16 protein-coding genes and 2 pseudogenes are annotated in these 25,015 nt (G+C 50.4%); 2 read left to right on the forward strand and 16 right to left on the reverse strand.

Annotation, left to right across the window (positions count from 1 at the left end; genetic code table 11):
• The first annotated feature begins 328 nt into the window (after positions 1 to 328).
• The gene (rpmB, locus tag DWX91_RS02410) at positions 329 to 514 is read left to right on the forward strand and encodes a 50S ribosomal protein L28 (RefSeq protein ID WP_003504147.1); all 186 of its coding nucleotides are present in this window, start codon (positions 329 to 331) and stop codon (positions 512 to 514) included.
• A 136-nt stretch (positions 515 to 650) separates the two neighbouring features.
• Here the strand turns inward: rpmB and DWX91_RS02415 are convergent, their stop codons facing one another.
• The 13 genes and pseudogenes from DWX91_RS02415 to pyrH all read right to left on the reverse strand — a co-directional run bounded on the left by DWX91_RS02415 (position 651) and on the right by pyrH (position 20,333).
• Positions 651 to 2,102, reverse strand: coding sequence for an AAA family ATPase (locus tag DWX91_RS02415; protein ID WP_118472301.1), 1,452 nt, complete (start codon positions 2,100 to 2,102; stop codon positions 651 to 653).
• Between the two features lie 39 nt (positions 2,103 to 2,141).
• Positions 2,142 to 5,321 carry an ATP-binding protein gene (locus DWX91_RS02420; protein WP_118472300.1) on the reverse strand — a complete coding sequence of 1,060 codons (3,180 nt, stop codon included), beginning with the start codon at positions 5,319 to 5,321 and terminating at the stop codon, positions 2,142 to 2,144.
• 113 nt (positions 5,322 to 5,434) lie between these two features.
• Complete coding sequence (locus DWX91_RS02425; RefSeq protein ID WP_118472299.1) at positions 5,435 to 5,995, reverse strand: DNA-3-methyladenine glycosylase I; 561 nt, start codon at positions 5,993 to 5,995, stop codon at positions 5,435 to 5,437.
• Positions 5,996 to 6,101: 106 nt separating this feature from the next.
• Complete coding sequence (gene cls, locus DWX91_RS02430; RefSeq protein ID WP_347560922.1) at positions 6,102 to 7,643, reverse strand: cardiolipin synthase; 1,542 nt, start codon at positions 7,641 to 7,643, stop codon at positions 6,102 to 6,104.
• Between the two features lie 262 nt (positions 7,644 to 7,905).
• Complete coding sequence (locus tag DWX91_RS02435; RefSeq protein ID WP_117795288.1) at positions 7,906 to 9,180, reverse strand: O-acetylhomoserine aminocarboxypropyltransferase/cysteine synthase family protein; 1,275 nt, start codon at positions 9,178 to 9,180, stop codon at positions 7,906 to 7,908.
• 72 nt (positions 9,181 to 9,252) lie between these two features.
• Positions 9,253 to 13,777, reverse strand: a pseudogene (locus DWX91_RS02440) (PolC-type DNA polymerase III).
• Between the two features lie 4 nt (positions 13,778 to 13,781).
• A pseudogene (gene ispG / locus DWX91_RS02445) lies at positions 13,782 to 14,857 on the reverse strand (flavodoxin-dependent (E)-4-hydroxy-3-methylbut-2-enyl-diphosphate synthase).
• 228 nt (positions 14,858 to 15,085) lie between these two features.
• Positions 15,086 to 16,213, reverse strand: coding sequence for an RIP metalloprotease RseP (rseP, locus tag DWX91_RS02450; RefSeq protein WP_117795282.1), 1,128 nt, complete (start codon positions 16,211 to 16,213; stop codon positions 15,086 to 15,088).
• Position 16,214: 1 nt separating this feature from the next.
• A complete protein-coding gene (locus DWX91_RS02455; RefSeq protein ID WP_117795280.1) occupies positions 16,215 to 17,357 on the reverse strand; it encodes a 1-deoxy-D-xylulose-5-phosphate reductoisomerase in 1,143 nt (380 codons plus the stop codon).
• A 42-nt stretch (positions 17,358 to 17,399) separates the two neighbouring features.
• A complete protein-coding gene (locus DWX91_RS02460; RefSeq protein WP_118472294.1) occupies positions 17,400 to 18,200 on the reverse strand; it encodes a phosphatidate cytidylyltransferase in 801 nt (266 codons plus the stop codon).
• Positions 18,201 to 18,212: 12 nt separating this feature from the next.
• Complete coding sequence (locus DWX91_RS02465) at positions 18,213 to 18,938, reverse strand: isoprenyl transferase (RefSeq protein ID WP_117795278.1); 726 nt, start codon at positions 18,936 to 18,938, stop codon at positions 18,213 to 18,215.
• Between the two features lie 125 nt (positions 18,939 to 19,063).
• On the reverse strand, positions 19,064 to 19,618 hold the full coding sequence (gene frr / locus DWX91_RS02470; RefSeq protein ID WP_022360460.1) for a ribosome recycling factor: 555 nt from the start codon (positions 19,616 to 19,618) through the stop codon (positions 19,064 to 19,066).
• A 13-nt stretch (positions 19,619 to 19,631) separates the two neighbouring features.
• Entirely contained in the window at positions 19,632 to 20,333 is a 702-nt protein-coding gene (pyrH, locus tag DWX91_RS02475; RefSeq protein WP_106999774.1) for a UMP kinase, read from the reverse strand.
• 528 nt (positions 20,334 to 20,861) lie between these two features.
• Between pyrH and DWX91_RS02480 the strand changes: the two genes are divergently transcribed.
• The gene (locus DWX91_RS02480) at positions 20,862 to 21,155 is read left to right on the forward strand and encodes a helix-turn-helix domain-containing protein (protein ID WP_022360458.1); all 294 of its coding nucleotides are present in this window, start codon (positions 20,862 to 20,864) and stop codon (positions 21,153 to 21,155) included.
• 128 nt (positions 21,156 to 21,283) lie between these two features.
• Here the strand turns inward: DWX91_RS02480 and DWX91_RS02485 are convergent, their stop codons facing one another.
• The 3 genes from DWX91_RS02485 to ftsY all read right to left on the reverse strand — a co-directional run bounded on the left by DWX91_RS02485 (position 21,284) and on the right by ftsY (position 24,982).
• Positions 21,284 to 22,537 (reverse strand): chloride channel protein, encoded by a 1,254-nt coding sequence (locus tag DWX91_RS02485; RefSeq protein ID WP_118472293.1) that lies wholly within the window; start codon positions 22,535 to 22,537, stop codon positions 21,284 to 21,286.
• A gap of 48 nt (positions 22,538 to 22,585) precedes the next feature.
• Positions 22,586 to 23,863, reverse strand: a complete 1,278-nt coding sequence (ilvA, locus tag DWX91_RS02490) for a threonine ammonia-lyase (RefSeq protein WP_118472292.1) — start codon at positions 23,861 to 23,863, stop codon at positions 22,586 to 22,588.
• 168 nt (positions 23,864 to 24,031) lie between these two features.
• Complete coding sequence (gene ftsY / locus DWX91_RS02495; RefSeq protein WP_106999771.1) at positions 24,032 to 24,982, reverse strand: signal recognition particle-docking protein FtsY; 951 nt, start codon at positions 24,980 to 24,982, stop codon at positions 24,032 to 24,034.
• Positions 24,983 to 25,015 lie beyond the last annotated feature (33 nt).

Below are 25,015 nucleotides of genomic sequence, written 5' to 3' on the forward strand. Positions count from 1 at the left end.
AATATATGCGTCTCTCTACCCCGTCATGCAGCTCGATTCCGCTTCGCTCCATCTCGCTCACGGGCTTCGCCCTATGGATAAAAATGTCTGAAATACGGCTTATGTGCAAGCACAACACCGTTTTTCAGCCTTTTTTATCCGCATGACTCATGGCTTACGCGTATATTATACACCACCCACGTTAAAAAGGAAATAGAAAATAGACATCTGTCGAAAACTTTTTTTATTTTTTTTGGTTTTTCACTTGCATATTTTCCTATTTTCTGCTATTATACCTTTGTTATGGATTTTAATAGGAAGTCCAATGATCGGTTAAGGAGGTGCTACGATGGCTAAGTGTGCAATCTGCGAGAAAGCTGCTCATTTTGGTAATGCAGTGAGTCATTCACATAGAAGATCTAACAAAATGTGGAAAGCTAACGTTAAGTCTGTTAAGGTTAAAACTAATGGCGGAGCTCAGAAGATGTATGTATGTACTTCTTGCTTAAGATCCGGTTTAGTTGAAAGAGCCTAAATCGAGTTTAACTGGCCTCAGGTGTCTGCCTGAGGCTTTTTTCTTGTCCTTAGCATAATGAACGACAAAAAATGTTGGAAATATGCTTTTTGAACACATTCCAACATTTTATATAAAACTTTTCCTTCAAAACACCTTAAAACAAGTTCAGCAGCGTTCCATACAGCTTCTCATTTCCCATCACCACCAGCGCCAGCTCTTCTTTTGCCTCGCTGAGCTGATAAAAAAGATGCCTCACATCGCGCTCCGTCGAGCGCAGATATCCCATTTCATCATAATAATAGCGCCCATCCAGCCGATGCACCATGCAATCGACTTCTCGCGTATGGCGAGATTGTATTTCTACGGCAGAATCGGATTGCTCTTCCAGTTTTTCCTGCCAATCGGATTCCTGGCACTCATATCCCTGACGGATGTAATCATTCAGCAAATTAGCTGCTTCTGACTCATCGTTGGCATAAACCACCGCGACATGGGGATAGCGCCGCATTCCGCGTCCGTGCGGCAGGTGCATCATATTTTGTATAAAATAGGAAAGTTCTGCATTCGCACGGATCCGATTCGTCAGGTGGAATGTCTGGATTCCCGGCTGCTCCCCCAAGAGCTTTATTGCACCCAGTTCCAATTCTTCCGGCGAAATCATATCCTCACAGTTACTGGAAAAAATAATCGGACGCGTTTTGCCGATCTCCAGCAAAATTTCCAATGTATTGGGCGACAGAAGGTGTGCCTCATCTACTAAGATCGCGCTGTATGCTTCAAACCTGATTTCCGTTCCCGTTTGAACACTATCCTCCGCCAGGTACTCCACCCGCCGCAGCCGCTCATGCAGCACCTTCCACTCTTTTCCCGCTTCACCGCAGTGGATCATGCACACCCGCTGCCGCCCGGAGAGTTTCATCGCAATATCATATAAAAGCAGCGTTTTTCCCGTCCCCGGAAGCCCGGTAAACCAGAAATATCCCGTCCGGTCTGCCCGGATTTTCTTTAAAATCTGGCGTTCAATATCCCTCTGCTGGTATGTCAGGAAATATTCTTTCTTTAAGAACCGTCCCGGCTCTGTGAGCGGCGAAATCAGGTACAGCTCCGCCTGAAACAAGTCTTCGATATTACCTGGATAATCAGCACTCTCCTGTTGCAAATCCCAGCAGAGCTGTTCCCAGTCCGCCTCCACAATGCGGTCATGATTCGTCAGACGCACCAGGCGGTTCTGGCTGCTAATATAAGTGTACGAACGAATCGGCTTTCCCAGCGCCGCCAGATAATACCGGTTTTGTATGAGCTGCTTGCGGATCGCCTCATCCGACACCTGTCCGCTCTTTAATTCAAGGTTTAAAATTTGTTCTTCCTTGATCTGAAGCAGATCAAACTCTTTCCCCAGTCTCGGAATCTGAAACGAATAGAAAAAACGCAGTGCGTACACCGCCTGCATATGTCTCTCCAACTCCGAAACAAGCGCTTTCATGCTGTCCAGCTCCCATTCCCGTATTTTCAGAAACACATCCCGCCCCGAAAGCTGTCGTTCCAGCTTTTGAAGGTATTCCGTATTCTGATTTCGGGTAATCGTGTAAATAGAGATTGCTTTCATACCTGTACCGCCTGCGTTCCTTTTCGCCCTTTCCAAACTTTATAGATCCCTCTTTTTGCCGCAGCACTCCATGAGCGCCGCCAGCACCTTATCCATCTGCAGTGGTTTTGCCAGATGCACATTCATCCCAGCTGCCAAGCACTGCCTGGCATCCTCTTCAAAGGCATTTGCCGTCATGGCAAGAATCGGAATCTGCCTTGCATCCGCCCGCGGAATCGCCCGGATCGCGCGTGTCGCAGCCAGACCATCCATCACTGGCATCATCACATCCATGAGAATCGCATCGAACGTCCCCGGAGGTGCCGCCTCAAAGCAGTCTACTGCTTTCTTCCCGTTCTTCACAATCGTGACATGGGCACCCGCATCGGTCAGAAGTGTTTCCGCGATCTCTGCATTCAACTCATTGTCCTCCGCCAAAAGCAGCTTCAAACCGTGAATATCTCCTGACGGCGCTGCTTCCTTAACCGGGAACTCCTCCGGCGGCGGTGCAATCTCAAATGGAATTTCCACCACAAACGTCGTTCCAATGCCGACCTCACTCGTCACCTCGATGTTTCCGTGCATCTGTTCAATCAGCCCTTTGACGATCGTCATGCCAAGCCCAGTTCCCTGGTAAACACTACGCGCATCATTTTTCTCCTGTGCAAACGGGTCAAAGATGTGATCCAGAAATTCCTGGCTCATGCCAACTCCCGTGTCCGAGATCGTCCACCTATAGACGCACCAGCCGTCCCGTACATCCTGCGCCTCCACCCTGGTACTGATTTTTCCGCCCGGACGATTGTATTTGATGCAGTTTCCATAAATATTCAGGAAAATCTGGCGCAGATGGAGCTGGCTTCCATAAATATACGGATACGGAATCTCCGCTTTTCTTTTATCATACTCCCATTGAATGCCCGCATCTACCGCGCGCTCGATGATGATGCTCACGATATCGCGCGTCATCTCTGCCAATGAAATATAATCATGTGCCAGAATGATCTTTCCCTCTTCCAGCTTGCTCATCTGCAGCACATCATTGATGAGGGACAGCAGATGCCCCGCCGCCACCTGCATTTTCCGGTGATTTTCCATCAGCATCTCCTTATCATCAAAATGTGCCTCATCGATTTTCAAAAGCCCGATAATGCCATTGAGCGGTGTCCGGATATCGTGACTCATGCGGCTTAAGAAATCTGTTTTCGCCCGGTTTGCCGTCCGCATTTCATCAAATGCCGCCTGCAGGCGCGCGTGCTCCTGTTCATCCCGCGCGTGCATCTGCGACGTATCCTGCAGAAGAATGATCGCATGAACCACCGGCATCTCACAAGAAAGCTCCGTATCAAACACGATCGTCTGCGTCATCAGAACTGTTTTCTGTACCCAGCAGATCGTGCCATCCTCCTCCTGGATACAGTATTCCACGGAAATATGTTTCTCCCCTGCCTCAAACCGCTTCAAAAGCTTAGCCGGATCATCTGCTATGCGATAGCTTCCCAAGGTCTCCTGGGTGACCATCTTCATATATTCACTGCAATAATCACGGTAAGAGCACGGCAGCGGATAGTCCATAAATAGCTCCCGGCATCTCTCTTCTTTTCCATTCAGAACAACACCCTTCTCCAGAAGATCCTTTGTCAAATTAACTGTATATATCATATCCGACAGATCCAGGAGTGCATCCACATAGCTGTCATTTTCCAGAATCGACTGTTTGAGCTGTTCATAATAAAGCGTCAGCTGTTCCTTCGCATCTGCCCGTCCTTCTGAACTTTTCCGGATCGTCTCAAATGCCAGCAGGAAATGATGCAGCTTTCCTTTCTCATCCCAATCTACCGGGATCAGCGTCAGGCGGCTGTAGAGTCCCTGATCGTTAGTGTCATACTGCAATTCAAGTAGATCTCCCTCCGCCTGCAGCTTCCCGGAAAGCTTTGAAATCTGCAGACTCTGGCGGATGTAGGCGCGGTCAGCACGAGGCACTCGTTCCGTTGCTATCTGCTCCGCCGCACCGGAATAGCTTCCGTCCGACGCCAGGAAGAAATCAACACTGGCACGGAGTGTCCGGTAGGTATCCATGTGCGCGTCGCAGTAGAGACAATCCGAAAAGTTTCTCCCGAACCGGTTTAAAAGCTTGAGCAGGCGGAAATCCAGCCGTTTTTCCGCTGCCGCTTCCTCGCGCTTTACATGGTTTTTGTTGATATACATATTTTTATCGGCAAAATTGAAAAGCTCCCGCATCGTACTGCCCGGAAAATCACTGGCAAGTGCATACCCGACCGCATAGCTGAGCGGCATATCCGGATATCCCTTTGACTCCTCTGTCATCGCCTCCCGCACATGGGTGAGGCATTCCCGCATGGCCTCCTCATCCAGACCATGCGTAACGGCAATAAATTCATCGCCGCCGTCCCGCCCTACGAACTGTTCCGCAGGCATGGACGCGCGCAGGCAGACGGCGAACCGCCTGATGTAGGCATCCCCCGCCTCATGCCCCATGCTGTTGTTGATTCGGCGGAGATTATTCAGGTCAAAACTGCATACTCCCACATTCTCCGCCGCCGGTTCCGGATCATCCAGCAATTCTTCGCATTTATTCTTATTGGGAAGTCCGGTCGCCTTGTCCAAATACACCTTTTTCTGCAGCGCACGGTTCATCGCCGCAAAGCGCACCGCCTTGATAAATTCATATCCAATCAGAAGCATCAGAACAATAATATCAATCGTGATATATTTTTCAATTACCGTCAGCGAGGATGCCTTCCTCTGGGAATACGCCTCCGCCAGTCCCGTCGCCTCATCACAGATTTCAAAGAACCGCTCGCTCTTATCAATGATCTCTGTATTCTCATAGCCGACTTCTCGGACACGCAGGATTTCATAGTGAAGCGCGGCAAAGTACTCCTCCAACTCCTGCATCTTACTCTGAAACGCCCCGTCATCAAGGCGCACCAGCCCCAGTTCGCCATTGCCATTTCGCAGACCGTCGACGAAGGCCTCAATATCCTGAATCATACCATCCTCCGGCTGACCGGAAATTTCCAATTTAATGATACGCTGTGTCTTTCCGCGCACCAGTCCCGCATAATTGACCACACGCGCCGTTCCCTGAATACTGGAGACAATTCCCATCATCACGATAATCAGTGCCGCCAGCACAACCGCCAGCACGCCGATGCAGATCTGTATTATGTTTGAAGTCTTTTTCTTCTTACTCTTATTCGCATTCTCGGAATCCATCGCTCCGTCCTCCCGTGAAAAAGAATGTGCCTTGGCACATTCTCGCGCCAAGCGCGGTCGCTTGCGACATGTTTCTGGTACGCCCTTTTTCCTGCACCTGCCATCTTGTTATTTTACATCTTATATTCCAGAAAGCATCCATCCTCATGCGACTCAATCCGCCCGACCGCCTGCAGATACGAATAAATAATCACCGTCCCGGCAAACTTCATCCCACGCTTTTTGAGATCTGCCGACACTGCATCTGAGAGCGGCGAGCTGACCTTGCCTGTCTCATGAATCACCGCATCTCCTGTCCAGTGAGTCAGATACGCGTCAAAACTCCCATATTCATTCTGAATTTCCCGGAATATCCGTGCATTCGTGACAGCGGCATGAATTTTCAGCCGGTTATGTACAATTCCCGGGGCGGTCCGGAGTGCTTCCTCCTTCGCCTCGTCGTAACCGCACACCTTGTCCAGGTCAAATTCATCGAACGCGGCGCGGAATGCCTCCCGCTTATTGAGAATGCACTCCCACGAAAGCCCTGCCTGAAAGCATTCAAGGATCAGCATCTCAAAGAGCTTCGCATCATCCCGAACCAGCTTTCCCCACTCCTCGTCGTGGTAACGGATATACAATTCATTCTTTGGATTCGCCCAGCGGCAGCGGTGTTTTCCATCGTGCCATTCCATACGTTTATCTCTCCCTGTTCGTCATTTGCTCTCACATTTTTTGCTTATTTATCCTTGTTTTTCATTCAAGAAAACATAAATATGCCATATCTCTCGTTTTGAAGTTCTACATAAGCGGCGCCAGAATCCGCAGCGCCTTCCCCGCAAACCGCCGGATAAACGGATACTTCCGGCAGCTTTCCAGAGTGATCCGCTCGCTCTTTGCAAGTGTTTTCTGGAAATCTTCTTCCACATCCATCACAACCGCATTGCGGAAGAAATAGGACGCGCACTCAAAATGCAGATACAGGCTTCTGAAATCAAGGTTGATCGTTCCGACCACCGCCTTCTCATCGTCGCTCGTAAACATCTTCGCATGGATAAAGCCCGGCGTGTATTCATAGATCTGGACACCAGCCCGCAGAAGCTCCGCGTAATAGCTGCGAGCCAGCAGGTACGCATATAACTTATCCGGTATATGCGGCATGATAATAATGACCTCCACGCCGCGTTTTGCCGCAAACTTGAGCGCCGCCAGCGTCGTATCGTCGAGAATCAGATACGGAGTCGTGATGTGCACATACCGGCGTGAACGCCCTAAAATATCGAGGTACACCGACTCGCCGACATTTTCCCCGTCGAGCGGGCTGTCCGCATACGGCATCACAAAGCCGCCGTAATCCATCCCCGCCGGCATATGAAATTCCGGCGGACATAAAAATCGGCGGTACTCCTCGCCATCCCGCTCCGTCACATCCCAGAGCTGCAGAAACATCATCGTAAAACTATCCACGGCTTTTCCTTTGATCAGGACTGCCGTGTCCTTCCAGTGTCCAAAGCGCACCCGCTGGTTGATATACTCATCCGCCAGGTTCACGCCTCCGGTAAACGCAGTATGACCATCAATCACGCAGATCTTCCGGTGATCGCGGTTATTCTGATAACTCGAGAGAGCCGGACGCACCGGCGCAAAAATCTTGCACTGAATCCCCTTCTCCTGCATCGCCTTCTCATAGCCGTGCGGCAGCGTGAAGAGATTTCCCATGCCGTCATACATAAATCGGACTTCCACGCCCTCGGCGGCCTTCGTCTCTAACACCTGTAAAATCGCATCCCACATCACTCCGTGTTCTACGATAAAATATTCCATAAATATAAAATGTTCCGCTTTTTTGAGTTCTTCCAATAATACTGGAAACATATCATCTCCCAGCGGGAAATAACGTGCCCCCGTATTTTCATACGCCGGGAAACGTCCGTACTGGTTCATATAGCGGACGAGATTGCCGCCACTGGCGCTGATGCTCTCATAGTGTGCCAGCACCTCCGGATCCTGTAAAAGGTACGGACGCAGTTTTGTCCCAACTTCCTCGATCCGCCGGTTAATACGGTGCGTGCCAGGCTGCAGCGTCAAAAACAGATAAAACAGCGTTCCAAACACTGGAAATACCAGAATCGGCACAACCCAGGACAGCTTGATCGTGCTGTTTCCTTCATCGCTGATAATATAGATCAATATCAGGGCACTGAGTATCGCAGATCCGCCATACATATAGATCAGGTACTCTCTAAACCAGTCAAACCCGGCAAAGAGCACAAGAATCTGTATCAGCAGAAACAGCGTTCCCAGCGTGGTACGACCGAAAATCAGACGCAGCAGTTTTTTCAATTTTTTAAGTATTTTCTCCATTTTCTACCAGTCCATTTCTCTATCTTGTTCATCGGGCATCTGCCATATCATTTAAAACTACAGTGCCATCTCTCATAGTATGACAGATTTTTGCAAATAAAACAAGAGGTCAGCCAGAGACTAACACAGATTTATGTGTCATCCCGACTGACCTGTCGTTGTAAGCGCTCATTTTAACAACCGCATTGAAACATCTCACGGATACCCGGCATAAAGCTGTTATATCGCCATTCTTGGCATTTTAGTCCTCCAGCGCCTGACGGATATCCTCGATGATATCATCCACATTCTCAATTCCGACACTCAAACGGATCAGGCTTGGATCAACGCCTGCCTCCCTGAGCTGCTCATCGGAGAGCTGACGGTGAGTATGGCTTGCCGGATGCAGAACGCAGGTTCTCGCATCGGCAACATGGGTTACGATGGCTGCCAGTTTCAGCTTATCCATGAACTCGCCAGCTGCCTGACGACCGCCCTTTAAGCCGAAAGAAATAACGCCGCATGTACCGTTCGGCATATATTTCTGCGCCAGTGCATGGTATTTATCATTTTCAAGTCCCGGATAATTCACCCAGGCCACATCTTCACGGCTCTGTAAATACTCGGCGACCTTCTGTGCATTCTCACAGTGGCGCGGCACACGCAGATGCAGTGTCTCCAGACCGATATTCAATAAGAAGGAATTCTGCGGGGACGGGATGGAACCGAGATCACGCATTACCTGTGCGGTTGCCTTGGTGATATAAGCCGCCTTACCGAATTTCTTCGTGTAAATAATGCCGTGGTAAGACTCATCCGGCGTCGTCAGACCCGGGAATTTATCTGCATGTGCCTCCCAGTCAAAGTTGCCACTGTCCACGATGCAGCCGCCGACGGTCATCGCATGTCCATCCATATATTTTGTAGTAGAATGCGTTACAATATCTGCGCCCCACTCGAACGGACGGCAGTTGATCGGAGTTGCAAACGTATTATCTACAATAAATGGAATACCATTTCTGTGTGCAATCCGGGCAAATTTTTCCAGATCCAGCACTACCAGAGCCGGGTTTGCAATCGACTCACCGAATATACACTTTGTGTTCGGGCGGATCGCCTTCTCGATCTCCTCTTCCGGCGCATCCGGGTCAACTAACGTAACATCGACGCCCATTTTTTTCATCGTAACGACAAACAGGTTTGATGTGCCGCCGTATACGGTTGCCGAGCAGACCAGATGATCGCCCGCGCCGCAGATATTAAATACCGCATAAAAGTTTGCCGCCTGTCCGGAGGATGTCAGCATTGCTGCCGCGCCGCCCTCCAGCTCACGGATCTTATCTGCGACTGCATCATTGGTCGGGTTTGCCAGACGGGTATAAAAATATCCGTTTTCTTCCAGATCAAAGAGTCTTCCCATCTGCTCACTGGTTGAATACTTAAAGGTCGTGCTCTGGTAGATCGGCAGAATTCTCGGCTCGCCATTTTTCGGCTGCCATCCGCCCTGGATGCACGTTGTTTCCATTGAACGTTTCATTTTTCTTCTCCTTCATATGTTTATTTTTAAATAATTATATAGTAATTGAGCCCATTTTTTAGTACGGCTCTTTTACATCACCATATCAAACAGCGAAAGCTGATTGCTCTCCGGCAGCCCCGTCAGAATTCCCAGCTCTGCCATCAGATCGCACACCGTCTTCGTAACCTTGGTACGGTTGATAAAGTCCTCTTTCGACAAGAACTTTCCGTCCTCCGCCGCAAAAACAATCGCGTCTGCCGCTTTCTCGCCGAGTCCGTCGATACTGCTTAACGATGGCATCAGCTTTCCGTCTATGATCTGGAAATTGCGGGCTTTTGCCCGGTAAATATCGATGGGCATGAACTCAAATCCGCGCGCGTACATTTCCTGTACGATACGCATATCGCGCAGCGTGTCCTGCTCTTTCTTGGAAAGAGAATCCGACCGGCTCTTGTACTCCGCCAGATGGTACTCCAGCTTATCGCGCCCCTGGCACATCAGCTTGTAGGTAAATCCACTCGCACGGATGCTGAAATATGCCGCATAGTACGCCAGCGGGTAAAATACCTTACAGTACGCCACACGCCACGCCATCATAACGTAAGCCGCCGCGTGCGCTTTCGGGAACATATACTTGATTTTCAGGCAGGAATCGATATACCACTGCGGCACATCGTGAGCTTTCATCTCCTCAATCCACTCCGGTTTCAGTCCTTTTCCTTTTCGGACAGACTCCATGATAGTGAAGGAGAGTCCCTCTTCGAGTCCTTTCTGAATCAGATAAATCATAATATCGTCTCGACAACAGATCGCCGTCTGAATCGTCGCCTGTCCGCTCAGGATAAGGTCTTTCGCGTTTCCTAACCATACATCCGTACCGTGGGACAGACCGGAAATCCGCACCAAATCCGAAAAATATTTCGGTTTGGCATCGATCAACATCTGCATCGCGAAGTCTGTACCAAACTCCGGAATGCCAAGCGCCCCGAGCTTACAGCCGCCGAGATCCTCCGGCGTGACACCGAGCGCCTCCGTGTTCTGGAAGAGACTCATGACCTCCTTCGAATCCAGTGGAATATCCTTAACCGGGTCGAGTCCCGTCAAATCCTGCAGCATACGAATCATGGTCGGATCATCGTGTCCGAGAATATCGAGTTTCAACAAGTTGTGGTCGATGGAGTGGTAATCGAAATGCGTCGTGACGGTGCGTGTCGTCATATCGTCCGCCGGGTGCTGCACCGGTGTAAACGTGTCAATCTCCTCTCCGAGGGGCAGTACGATGATACCGCCCGGATGCTGTCCGGTGGTACGCCGCACGCCGACGCAGCCGGACACGATGCGCTCAATCTCGCACCGGCGCTTACGGATTCCTTTATCCTCATAATAATGCGCCACAAAACCATACGCTGTCTTATCCGCCAACGTACCGATCGTCCCCGCACGGAAGGTCTGTCCTTTTCCGAAGATGACCTCCGTATAGCTGTGCGCCCGGCTCTGGTACTCGCCGGAGAAGTTTAAGTCTATATCCGGCTCCTTATCGCCCTTGAATCCCAGGAACGTCTCAAACGGGATGTCGAACCCGTCTTTTTTCAACGGTTTTCCGCACTTTGGACATATCTTATCCGGCATATCGCAGCCCGCCATACCCGAAAACTTCTTTACGTCTTCGGAATCAAAATCGTAATAATGGCAGTTCGGGCAGTAATAATGCGGGCTCAGCGGATTTACCTCCGTGATACCAGACATCGTCGCCGCCAGCGAGGAACCAACGGATCCTCGCGAACCAACCAGATATCCATCCTCATTCGACTTCCAAACCAGCTTCTGCGCGATGATATACATAACGGCGAATCCATTGGAAATGATCGAGTGAAGTTCACGCTCCAACCGATCGACTACCACCTTCGGCAGCTTATCGCCGTACATATCATGCGCGTGGTTGTAGCAGATGGTACGCAGCGTATCATCCGAATTCGGAATAACTGGCGGACACTTGTCCGGGCGTACCGGGGAAATGCGCTCACACATCGCCGCGATCTTGCGCGTGTTTGTGATAACGATCTCCTCCGCCTTATCGCTGCCTAAATATTCAAATTCCCCCAGCATTTCCTCGGTGGTCCGCAGATACAGTGGTGCCTGATCGTCTGCATCCTTAAAGCCCTTGCTCGCCATGATGATACGGCGGTAGACCTCATCCTCCGGATCGAGAAAATGTACGTCGCAGGTCGCGCAGACCAGCTTGTTCCACTGTTCGCCAAGTTCAATCACTTTGCGGTTCAGATCCTGCAGATCCTCCCAGGTGTTGACCGAACTTTTCTCATCCCGCAGCATAAATGCGTTGTTTCCAAGCGGCTGCACTTCCAGATAATCGTAGAAATTCGCTATTTTTCCCAGTTCCTCCTCCGGAACCCCGCGCAGAATCGCCTGAAACAGCTCGCCCGCCTCGCACGCCGATCCAAGAATCAGCCCCTCGCGGTGGCTCGCCAGCAGACTCTTTGGAATCCGCGGACGTTTTGCAAAATACGTCAGGTTTGACTGGGAAATCAGCCGGTACAGGTTGATTCGCCCGACATCATTCTTCGCCAAAATAATAATATGGTAGGTCGGCATCTTCCGGATCATTTCCGGTGTCATTTTGCTGAGTTCGTTGAGCTGCGTCAGGTTTTCGATATCACGAGCCTTTAACATCTCGATGAACTTGACAAAAATCTCTGCCGTCGCCCCCGCATCATCGACCGCCCGGTGATGGTTTTCGAGGGAAATTTTAAGCTCTTTCGCTACCGTGTCGAGCTTGAAGCGGTTCAGGTCGGCAGCAGGACACGCGCCAGCGAAACCGTATCGAGAACGGTCGGCTGGAATGTGAGTCCCTGCCGTCTCGCATTTTCTTTGATGAAACTGATATCAAACGACGCGTTGTGCGCGACCATGACCGCACCCTCGCAGAATGCCAGAAACTCCGGCAGAACCTCTTCGATCGTCGGCGCGCTGATTACCATGCCGTCGTTGATGCTTGTCAGCTGTTCAATGTCATAGGGGATTGGCACTTCCGGGTTGACAAATGTGCTGAATTTGTCCACAATCTTTCCATCCGTCACACGCACCGCGCCGATCTCGATGATGCGGTTCTTGATCGGGCTGAAACCGGTCGTCTCGATATCGAATACAACGCAGGTGTGGTCTAACGTCTGTCCTTTCTCATTCTCCGCCAGCTCCTTCATATCATCGACGAGATAGCCCTCAACACCATAGAGGATCTTGAAGTTTTCGCCCTTATCGACCGCATGGTTCGCATCCGGAAATGCCTGCACACAGCCGTGGTCGGTGACAGCGATCGCGTCCATGCCCCACTGTTTGGCACGTTTGATGATATCCTTGACCTCGGAAACACCGTCCATATCGCTCATCTTTGTGTGACAGTGAAGCTCCACGCGCTTGACCGGACTGTTGTCCATCCGCTTGCTGGTGAAATCTTCGCATTTCTTGATGCCGGAAACCGAACCGATCGTCAGCTCGCCGTCAAATTTATCAATGTTGGCAACACCCTTGATGCGGACAAACTGTCCCGCCTTGGTCGCCATCTTCAAATCATCCAGCGTATCTTCCCGTGCAAAGATCTTGACGCCGATTGTATCTGTAAAATCCGTTACCGAAAACATAAACAATGTGTTGCCGCTGCGAAGCTCCCTTAGCTCGCAGGTCAGGATCTTTCCGCGGATGACAACCTGCCCAACCTCGCCTTCCAGCTCCTCGATCGGGCTCGCCTCCTCATCGAAATCGCGCCCAAACAGCACATCCGGATTGTCGGATTTCTTCATATAGCCCGAACGGCGGTACTCGCCGCCCTTGCTAGATCCAGCATTTGCGCTGCCTGCCTGGTTTCTGCCTCCTGCCGGATTCCCTCCGGCTTTCAGCTTACCAACCGGTTTTAAAACAGTCTTTCCCTCGTCAAATGGCAGATCGACACCGCCAGAGGCAGGTTCTGCCCCCGACGGTTCCATATACGCCTCATTGGCACCTGCTGCCCCGGCAGCCGCGCCGCTTCCGCCTGCCGAGCCACTCTCGCCTGCCGCCTGCGGCTTCATGTAGATGATCTCCGGCTCAGTATTCTTCTTCTCAACCGGACGGTAGGAAGTCTTCACAACCATTGGCACATTGCAGCGCTCGGTGAAGATTTTCTCCAGAATCCGCACCAGTTCCTGTGCCTTATCGCGCACGATCATCGTGTCCTCCAGCGACAGCTCAGGTATCCTTCTTCTTCAAAATCCATCTCCGCCTTACGGAACATATTATAAAGAAGGATACTGTAATTTTTCAGCTCCATCAAAATACTGTCCCGGTACACATTCATGAGTTTTTCCGGCGTGTACTGGCTGGACAGATGGTATTTCTCCAAAATCTTGATCGTCACCCGTTTGCCCGGAAACAACTGCTCCTTGATGCCTTTTTCCAGATCGTAGATACTCTGCTTGTGCATCAGGCGCGGGCTGTCGATGTAGACGCGGATCACGCTCCGGTCACGGTTCGTCGAGATCTTCTCGATCCCGACCATTTCAAGCAGTCCCCGCACATTTTCCGCAATATGTAAATCTGGAAATACCTCCAGAAATGTTTTCATTCTATCATTCCTTTGCTTTTTTCTCTTCCACCATCCGGTCAAGCTCCGCTTTGAGCGCCGGTAAAAGTTCACTCTCCGGCAGTTTTTTCACAATCTCGCCCTTTCGTATCAGAAGTCCTTCGCCGATACCGCCGGCTACACCGAGATCGGCTTCCTTCGCCTCGCCCGGTCCGTTGACCACGCAGCCCATGACGGCAACCTTGATATCCAGCGGATATCCCTGTACCAGCGTCTCCACCTGGTTTGCCAGACCGATGAGGTCGATCTGCGTGCGTCCGCAGGTCGGACATGAAACAACTTCCACGCCACCCCGACGAAGTCCCAGCGTCTTCAAAATCAGCTTTGCCGACTTGATCTCCTCCAGCGGGCTGCCTGTCAGGGACACGCGGATCGTATCACCGATTCCCTGACTCAAAATCAGTCCCAGACCGACCGCTGACTTGATATTGCCCGCAATCACAGTTCCCGCCTCTGTGATACCGACATGCAGCGGATAATGAGTCTTTTTTGCAATTAGTTCATGTGCTTTTACACACATCATAACATCCGAAGATTTGATGCTGATGACCAGATTATCATAACCCATCTGCTCAATCAGGCAACCTTATCCAGCGCACTCTCAACGAGTCCTTCCGCTGTCACGCCGCCATATTTCTCTACCAATGGCTTTTCCAAAGAACCGCTGTTGACGCCGACACGAATCGGCACGCCATACTCTTTTGCCTTGTCAACCACCGCCTGGATCCGCTCTCTGGAACCGATATTTCCCGGATTGATACGGATTTTGTCCGCGCCGCACTCGATCGCCGCGATCGCGAGACGATAGTCAAAATGAATATCCGCCACCAATGGAATATGTATCTGGCGTTTAATCTCCGTCAGGGCAGCAGCCGCCTCCATTGTCGGCACTGCCACACGGATAATATCGCAGCCCGCGTGCTCCAGCGCCAGAATCTGCTCGACGGTCGCCTCCACATCCTCTGTTTTCGTATTACACATCGACTGGATCAGAATCGGATTGCCGCCGCCGATCTGACGTTTTCCAATCTGCACCACTTTCGTCTCGTCCCGGTATCCCATATCGTTCCTCCCAAACCTTTCTTCTCCGACATGAAATTTCCGGTCTTTTTCGAGCGAATCTTTCATGCCTTTGAATTAAATGAATTAGTAACTGTTCAGTACCTTCACAGTCACGCGCAAAAATCCATCAAAAATTGCCTACGGCAATGGGATTTTTGCCTGCTGACCCATGTTTTCGTACGGTCAGCGCAGTAAATGCGCAGACCTACTGAACAGTTACATGAATTATTACAATAAATTTCTAATATCATTAAACAACACAAACAGCATCAGCGTCATCAATGCCGCCATGCCCGCCATATGAACCATGCCCTCTTTTTCCGGATCAACCGGCTTGCCGCGCAGCATCTCCAGAATGATAAAGACGAGCCGTCCGCCGTCCAGCGCCGGGATTGGAAGCAGGTTCATGACACCCAGATTGGCGCTGAGCAGAATACACATATTTGCCAGATTGACAAGCACAATCATAAGTCCGTAGCTCTGGCTTTCCTTGACCGTCGTGCCGATCATTGACACAATCCGCACCGGACCTGCGATATCGTTCGAGCTGACCTGCCGCTTCAGAATCATGCCAAGGCTGCTGAATGTCACACGGATCCAGTAGCGCACTTCGCAGAAGCTATACTGCGCTGTCTGAATCACAGACGCCGGTTTCTGGTAAACGCCGCCGCTGATTCCAATAAGATAGCGTCCCGCCTCCTCGGAATAACGCGGAACCATCTGCGTCGTGTGGGATTTCCCATCCCGCACATACTCCACCGTGACACTCTTTCCCGGATGGAACTGCAGATAGGTCTGCACGTCGCGGTACAGATAGGTGCGTGTGCCATTTAAGCGCTCGATCGTATCGCCCGCCTGCAGCCCCGCCTCCTGTGCCGGATAGCCGTCCTCGACACTGACAACCGATGCCGGGTCAAAGCCCACACAGCTGATTACGAAAAAGGCGCAAAACCACGCCAGAATGAAGTTGAATACGGGTCCTGCCACCACGACTTTAAAACGTGTCCAGGCAGAAACTGCATTAAAATAAGTCCCGGAGGCGCCCGGAGGCAGCAGGATCCGTTCCGTTTTTCCATCTGTCAGACTCTGGTTCTGATCGCAGGAACTTCCTTTTTCCGCCTCATCCGGCGCATCATACCCTTCATCTTCCCCCAGCATCATACAAGAACCGCCAAACGGAAGCAGTTTCAGCGAGTACCGCGTCCCGCCTTTCACAAAACTGAAGAGTCTCGGTCCCATGCCGAGTGAAAACTCAACGACGCAGATTCCGCCCCGTTTTGCCAATAAAAAATGTCCAAATTCATGAAACAGCACGATCAGGCTGAATACAATCAGCGCCGCCAGCAAACTTACCAATCTACCACCTGCTCTCTATAAAATCATAGGTTTCCTGTTCTGCTGCCAGAATCTCTTCAACCGTCGGATTCTCTTTCACGGTATGGTGTTCCATCGCCGCCTCAATCATATCAGTGATGGTCAGATATCCGATCTCGCGATCGAGGAATTTCTGGACTGCCCGCTCATTTGCCGCGTTGAAGACGGTCGGAAGCGTGCCACCGCGCCGTCCGGCTTTGTATGCCAGGGAAAGCCCGTGGAAATTTTCAAAATCCGGCGCTTCAAAGGTAATCTGTGCCAGCTTTGCAAAATCCAGCCGGTCGCCCGCCAGGAAGCGGCGTTCCGGATAATACAGCGCATATTGGATCGGAAGCTTCATATCCGGCGTGCCAAGCTGCGCTATTACCGCGCCGTCCTCGTATTCTACCATTGAATGAATCACACTCTGCGGCTGCACAACCACCTGCACCTGATCCATCTCCACGCCAAAAAGCCATCTCGCCTCCATAACTTCCAGACCTTTGTTTACCATCGTGGAACTGTCGATCGTGATCTTGCGTCCCATCGTCCAGTTCGGATGTTTCAGCGCATCTTCAACCTGCACACCCTTCATCTGCTCTCTCGTCCATCCGCGGAATGGTCCGCCGGACGCTGTCAGGAGAATCTTGTGGATCTTATTTCCCGTCTCGCCGTTCAAGCTCTGGAAAATCGCGCTGTGCTCGCTGTCCACCGGCAAAATGCGGACATGTTTCTCTTTTGCCAACGGCATAATGATATGCCCCGCCGTCACCAGAGTTTCTTTGTTTGCAAGTGCAATATCCTTTCCGGCATTCATCGCCGCGATTGTCGGGCGGATGCCGATCATGCCGACCACCGCTGTCACCACAATCTCCGCACTCAGTTCTGTCGCCACTGCGAGAAGTCCATCCATGCCGCTCTCAACACGGATATCCAGATCCCGCACACGGTCTTTCAGTTCTTTTGCTTTTTCCTCGTTCCAGACCGCCGCGATCTTCGGAGAAAACTCCCGGATCTGTTTCTCCAGAAGATCAATATTGCTTCCAGCCGCCAGAGCCGTTACTTCTATATCTTTATTCGCCCGGACCACTTCCAATGTCTGTGTTCCGATCGATCCGGTTGATCCAAGTATCGCAATTTTTTTCATTTCTTATTCTCCTGTTTCTGTATTTTCATACATACTTTCGTTTTATCGTAAAAACGTCAGTGCAAAATAAATCGCCGGTGCCGTAAAAATCATGCTGTCGAACCGATCCAGCACGCCGCCGTGTCCCGGAATCAGGTTTCCGTAATCCTTGACATTGTGGTTCCGCTTGATCGCCGACGCCGCCAGATCCCCGATCTGGGAAATGACCGCCGCAATCGCACACGCCACCGCGCATGCCACCATCGGATTGCTGACCTCGTCCATCTTCACACCGAAGAAATATGCATAAATGCAGCCTAACAGAGCCGATCCGACCACACCGCCGACGGCGCCCTCGATCGATTTTTTCGGGCTTAAAACCGGTGCCAGACGGTGTTTTCCAAGGAGCATTCCCGCGCAGTATGCGCAGGTGTCACAGCCCCAGGAGCTTAAAAAGATCAGCCAGACAAGGTATTTTCCATCCGCCATTGCCCGCACCTGATACAGGTAGGAAAGCATAATTCCCAGATAAAAAATGCCGAAAAATGCTACTGTAATCTGCTCGGTCCCATATTTCGGAAACGTGAACACGTAAATGCTCATCAGCACCATCAGGGCTGCAATCGCAAGCAGCGTCACATAATGCTGCCCTTCAAACCACACCAGCCCATAATATCCCAGACACGCCAGATACCCGGCGATGCCCGGCGCTTTTTTCTCAATCCCCATAACCCGGTAAAGCTCAAACATACCGATCAGGGAGATCGCGGCGGTCACACAGTACAGAAGGACACCGCCCTTTGTAACCAGTAAAATCGCGAGTGCTACAAGCACAATCCCGCTTATCAGCCTCGTTCTGAACATGGCAACTCCTCCTTATGCCTTGACTCCGCCAAAGCGTCTGTCTCTTTGATTGAACTGCTCAATTGCCTTTATAAGCTCGTCGCGGTTGAAATCCGGCCACAGGCAGTCCGTGATATAAATCTCACTGTAGGCAAGCTGCCACAGCAGATAATTGGACAGGCGGATCTCGCCGCTGGTGCGGATCAGAAGATCCGGGTCCGGGATGCCCGCCGTATCTAAATAGGACGCAACGGTCTGCTCTGTCACGTTCTCCGGCACCAGCTTTCCGTCCTGACAGTCCATCATCATATGGCGCACCGCGCGCGTGATCTCATCTCTGCCGCCGTAGTTGACTGCGATCACAAAGGTCATGCCCGTGTTTGCCGCCGTCTCGTCTTCCAGGCGGTTGATGCCCTCGATGATATCGCTGTCAAAGCGCGTGCGGTCGCCGATCATTTTGACTCTTACATTATTTTTCTTGGCAATCTTTAAAAGCCGTTTCAGATAAAAACGGAAGAGCTGCATCAGCGCCCCTACTTCTTCAGCAGAACGCTTCCAGTTTTCCGTTGAAAAACCATATACCGTCAGATAACGGATTCCCAGTCTCGCTGCATCCTCAACCGTCTGTTCAACCGTCACACACCCCTGTTTATGACCTACGGTTCTCGGAAGACCTCTCTTCTTCGCCCATCTGCCGTTGCCATCCAGAATGAGGGCGACATGCTGCGGAATTACCAGGTTTTCGATGTCCCTTTCCATCCAGTTTTCCTCCATAATATTCCCTTAATAGCCAGAAAACAGGACCAGCCGGCCATCCGCATCTGCAATGCCGGCCAGCCCTGCTTGAGGCAGCCTGATTTTTACATTTAAACTCTATTGTATTTTTATACAGTCATGATCTCAGCTGTTTTTTCTTCTACTGCTTTATCAACCTTTGCGATCATCTTGTCAGTCAGCTTCTGGATCTGATCCTCGCCATCTGCCAGCTCATCCTCGGTGATCTCGCCGCCTTTTTCCAGCTTCTTTAACAGGTCGTTTGCATCACGGCGGATATTGCGGACTGCAACCTTCGCGCCCTCGCCCTTTTTCTTAACATCCTTTGCCAGATCTTTACGGCGTTCCTCAGTAAGCTCCGGGAAAATCAGGCGTACTGCACTTCCATCGTTGTTCGGGTTGATACCCAGATCGGAAGTCAGGATCGCTTTCTCGATGTCCTTAATGAGCTTCTTCTCCCACGGCTGGATCAGAATCATACGCGGCTCCGGTACAGAGATATTTGCCACCTGCTGTAACGGGGTCGGTGCGCCGTAGTAATCTACTTTGATTTTGTCCAGTACATGCGGGTTCGCACGTCCAGCACGAATGGATGTATACTCATTCAGCAGTGCGTCATAGGACTTATTCATCTTCTCTTCGTAAACTTTTAATCTCTCCTGCATAAAATCCTCCTAGTTATGCGGTAACCACTGTACCGTTAATTTTTCCGCGCATTGCATTTACAATTCCGTCTTTTTCATTCAGGCTGAATACTGCCATCGGAACGTGATTTTCCATACACATGATGGAAGCTGTGAGGTCTACGACCGCCAGCTGCTTATCGATCACCTCCTGAATCGTGATCGTATCATACTTCTTTGCATCCGGGTTGATCTTCGGATCGCTGTCATAGACGCCGTCGATCGCCTTGGCCAGAAGAATGCAGTCTGCATCCATCTCAATCGCACGCAGCGCTACGCCGGTATCAGTTGAGAAATACGGATGGCCTGTACCACCTGCAAAAAATACGACCATACCCTTTGAGAAATATTTATTGGCTCTGTCCTTTGAAAACAGCTTCGTCATGGAACCGCACTCAAATGGTGTCAGAATCTGTGTCATCATACCCTCGCTCCGGAAGATCTCCGACACGTAAATACAGTTCATGACCGTTGCCAGCATTCCGATCTGATCCGCCTTGGTCCGATCGATTGCATTGCTCTGGCGGCCTCTCCAGAAGTTTCCGCCGCCGATCACGATACCTACTTCGATTCCGTCATCGACCGCCGTCTTAACCTGTCTGGCTACTTCCTTGACCGTTGCTTCATCAAACCCGGTTTTCTTGTCGCCTGCCAGCGCTTCTCCGCTCAGCTTCAGTAATACCCGCTTTAATTCCATAATTCGGTTCTCCCTGTCTATATGTACGTTCTGATGTACATTTTATCTGTGATGACCGTAAAAAGCCGCGTCACCTTATCAAAGATATTCTACCACAAAAAATCCGAATGTGCGATAGAATTTTCGTAAATCCTGTGCATCCTTTCATCATTTTCCCCAAACGCCTTTCTGTATACGGATTCTTCGCCCTGTTTTTCATTTTTTTCCAAATTTTAGTGCCCGTTTTACTTCTTTTTCTATTTCACCTTTTCCCGCCGCTCTCATTCTGCCCCCAGCTTCTCATTATTTATCTGCACTTATCCTCTGCAATCTTTTTCTGTGCATTATTTAACAACCTTCCTAGGTGCAATCCATGTATGTGCATTATTTTATTGGATATGCATTTTATAACATTGCAAATTTGAATCATTATATTGTTTGATAAAAATCAATTTCCAGCTACAATAGTTATATCAGTTGTAATTATTTATTATCTCTGAAATAACAATAACGCATGATTCTTTCGGATCGGGGAGGCACTTGAAAAATATGACAGCAATCGATCAAAAACAAATTAACAAGCAGCAGACAAACCGTTATGAAAAATATTACCGTCAGATAGGTCTCAACATCGCTTATTACCGCAAACTCCGCGGCATGAGCCAGATGGCTTTAGCAGAGGCGACCGATTTAAGCCGGACTCATATATCTAACATCGAGGCACCGAACATGAAAACGAGTCTTTCCTTAGAGAGTCTCTTTGATATTGCAGGTGTTCTGCAGGTTGCACCGCGCGCCCTGCTCGATTTCCGTGATGAGAAACCGCAGGATTTTCATGAATAAATCATGATAGAGCACGTAGATTCATGAATTTCTTTAAAGCATGACATTTTAGGGTTCCAAAGATAAATTGGAACCCTTTTTGTGGTATTCAAAAGTAAAAAATCAAAATTATGGTGAGCATTTTCCACCTATTTATTCGTCTTCCGGTTAATAAACTCCGTCCTCGTCTTCGAGTAGATAAATTTCTGACTCGCATACAGGCTGTAATAACCAGAGAAACTAAAGCTGACTGCAATCACCAGCACGAAAAACGGCATCGCCTCATAGCCAAAAAGCTCAAAGCCCAGCAGAAGCGTTGAGATCGGGCAGTTTGTGACTCCCACGAAGAGTCCCAGCATACCGCAGGCGGTCATAAGACCGACTGGCTGTCCAAAGAGAAATGCAAAGAAACTGCCAAACGCCGCGCCGATCGTCAGGGTCGGCACGATCTCGCCTCCCTTGAAGCCTGCCTCCAGCGTAACCGTCGTAAAGAGAATTTTCATCAGGAAATCCCATGGAAGTCCCTCGCCTTCGAAACATTTTTCAATCAGGGAGACGCCGCTTCCGTTGTAGCGGGTCGAACCGGTCAGAAGCGTCAAAACAATCACAATCGCCGCGCCGGATAGAATCCGCCAGACCGGCGATGGAAGATATTTTTTGTAGAGATGTTCCGTTGTGTGAAGCGTGATGCAGAAAAGCTCCGACACCAGCGCGCAGCCAGCCGCCAGACCGACAGCCACGATCGCTGTTTCAATACTCCACGTCGGAACCGCACCAATCGCAAACTGCTCCGGCATCAGTCCCCAGAACCTCGCCAGCGCCGCCGCCGTAAAGGCAGAAAAGACACACGGAACCAGCGCTGCATAGTACATAACGCCGATGCTGATAACCTCCATTGAAAAGATCGCCGCCGCCATCGGTGTGCCAAACAAGGCGGCAAATACACCGCTCATGCCGCACATGACCGCAATCTTCTTATCTTTCTCATCAAATTTCAGCCATTTTCCGATCTGGGTTCCGATGCTTCCTCCCATCTGCAGCGCCGCGCCCTCGCGTCCGGCAGAACCGCCGCCCAAATGCGTCAGAAGCGTTCCTGCAAAGACTGCCGGGGCAGTCGCAAAACTGATCTCTGTGTTCGAATAGATCGATTCAATCACCATATTTGTGCCCCGGTTATTATCCTCTCCCAGCACATGGTAAACGCCCAGAACCAGAAGACCGCTGAGCGGCAGCAGAAAGACCATCCACGGGTGGCTCTGAAAGAATGCCGACACCCATAGGACGCATTTTCCAAATGCCGTGCCGATGCAGCCGCTCACAATTCCAATCACAATCGCGCCTTCCACCCATTTTATAAAATAGGAAATATTTTTTAACACCGGCTCATATTTCTCCCGCTTCATTTCAATTCTCCCCTGTCTGCTCTATCTACACTGCTTTTCATTTCCACCTTAGACATCATAGATATTTTTGGATTTTACCAGCTTCGGACGGTAGCCTGCCTCCTTGAGCGCTTCCACTATCCTATTCTTGTGATCCGTACCAAACGCCTCAACGGTGATCCGCAGCTCCACTGCTGCGTTGCGGTTGATGCTGACAAACTGGTTATGCTCCAATTTGATGACATTGCCCTGTTCTTCTGCCATCAGGGTTGCGACTTTTGCAAGTTCGCCTGGCTTATCCGGCAGCAGTACCGATACGGTAAATACGCGGTCTCTCTGGATCAGACCATGCTGTACGATGGATGCCATTGTGATCACGTCCATGTTGCCGCCGCTCAGGATGGATACGACTTTTTTCTTCTTCACATTCAGGTGTTTCAGAGCAGCCACAGTCAGAAGACCGGAGTTCTCAACGATCATCTTGTGGTTTTCTACCATATCAAGGAATGCCACGATCAGCTCGGAATCCTCGATGGTGATGATATCATCCACATTGATCTGGATGTACGGGAACAGCAGATCGCCCGGGCGTTTAACGGCAGTACCATCCGCGATTGTGTTGACGCTCGGGAGAGTCACTACTTTTCCTTCTTTCAGGGATTCCTGCATACAGTTTGCGCCTGCCGGTTCTACACCGATCACTTTGATCTTCGGATTCAGCAGTTTTGCCAGCGTTGCAACACCGGTACAGAGTCCGCCGCCGCCAATCGGAACCAGAATATAATCAACGGTCGGAAGCTCTTTGATGATCTCCATCGCGATGGTTCCCTGACCGGTGGCTACGTCCAGATCGTTGAACGGATGGATAAAGGTATATCCGTGCTCCGCTGCCAGCTCATTTGCATATGCCAGCGCCTCATCGAATACATCGCCGTGAAGAACCACCTCTGCGCCATAGCTTCTGGTACGGTTTACCTTCATGAGCGGCGTGGTCGTCGGCATAACAACCGTTGCCTTGCAGCCAGCCAGTTTTGCCGCGTATGCAACGCCCTGTGCATGGTTTCCAGCCGATGCGGTGATCAGACCGCGCTGTTTCTCCTCATCGCTTAGGGTGCTGATCTTATAAAATGCACCTCTTACCTTGTAAGCACCTGTATACTGCATATTTTCCGGCTTTAAATATACTTTATTGCCGGTCAAATTCGAAAAATATTCACTGTAAACCAGTTTTGTCTCGGAAATAACCTTGCTGACAACCTCAGTTGCTTCTTCGAATTTCTCCAGTGTCAGTCCCTGTGGCTCAGCCTGTACTGCCTCTGCTGTCTCTTCCTTTATTGTCTCACTCATTGTCTTTCCTCCATTTATCCGTATTTCTCAGAATGCGCCCTGCTTTTGTCGGTTCTCTGACCAGACAGTCTGCCGGGTGTGTCCTGTTTATCTGAATCTACGGCTTAAGCAGATTTGTTCTCCGCCAAACCAGTTTCAGCCGTGGCATGCTCAGCTATTTTTAGAGCTTTATTCATTCTCTGTCAATGCTTCATTTCTCTTAAACAGTGCATTGACGAAATCATTCGCATCGAATTTCTGTAAATCGTCGATCTTCTCGCCGATTCCGACGTATTTAACCGGAATACCAAGCTCGGACTGAATCGCAACCGCGATACCGCCCTTTGCCGTGCCATCCAGCTTCGTCAGGATGATGCCGGTGATATCTGCCACCTCCATAAACTGTTTTGCCTGTGCAAGCGCGTTCTGACCGGTCGTTCCGTCAAGGACAACCAATGTCTCACGGTAGGCGTCCGGATATTCTTTGTCGATGATCCGGTTGATCTTCTTTAACTCTTCCATCAGGTTTTTCTTGTTGTGCAGACGACCTGCCGTGTCGCAGATCAGCACATCGGCATTTCTTGATTTTGCCGCCGCGATCGCATCGTAGATAACAGCTGCCGGATCAGAACCTTCCTGCTGGGCGATCAGCTCAACGCCCGCGCGTCCTGCCCACTCCGTCAGCTGCTCAATCGCTGCCGCACGGAATGTATCCGCCGCCGCCAGAATGACCTTCTTGCCCTGATCCTTTAACTGACCCGCCAGCTTGCCGACCGAGGTCGTCTTCCCGACGCCGTTGACGCCGATCACCAGCACAACCGACTTGCGGTTTTCAAATTCGTAGGCATTTTCGCCCAGATCCATCTGTTCCTTGATGCTGGCAATCAGAAGATCCTTGCACTCTGCCGGATCCTTGATGTGGTTTTCTTTTACCTTTTTCCGGAGATCCTCGACGATCGCCATCGTCGTCTGGATACCTAGATCGCCCATGATAAGCGTCTCTTCGATCTCCTCATAGAAATCATCATCGATCGCGGAAAAACCGCTGAATACGGAATCAATTCCGCTTACAATGGAATCTCTCGTTTTCGTCAGCCCTTCTACCAGACGGCTGAAAAAACCCTTTTTCTTATCTCCCATGGCTGCGCCTCCTTTTCTATTTCTGAACTCTTT

The sequence above is a fragment of the Clostridium sp. AF22-10 genome, assembly GCF_003478725.1.
Classification (GTDB): Bacteria; Bacillota; Clostridia; order Lachnospirales; family Lachnospiraceae; genus Otoolea; species Otoolea fessa.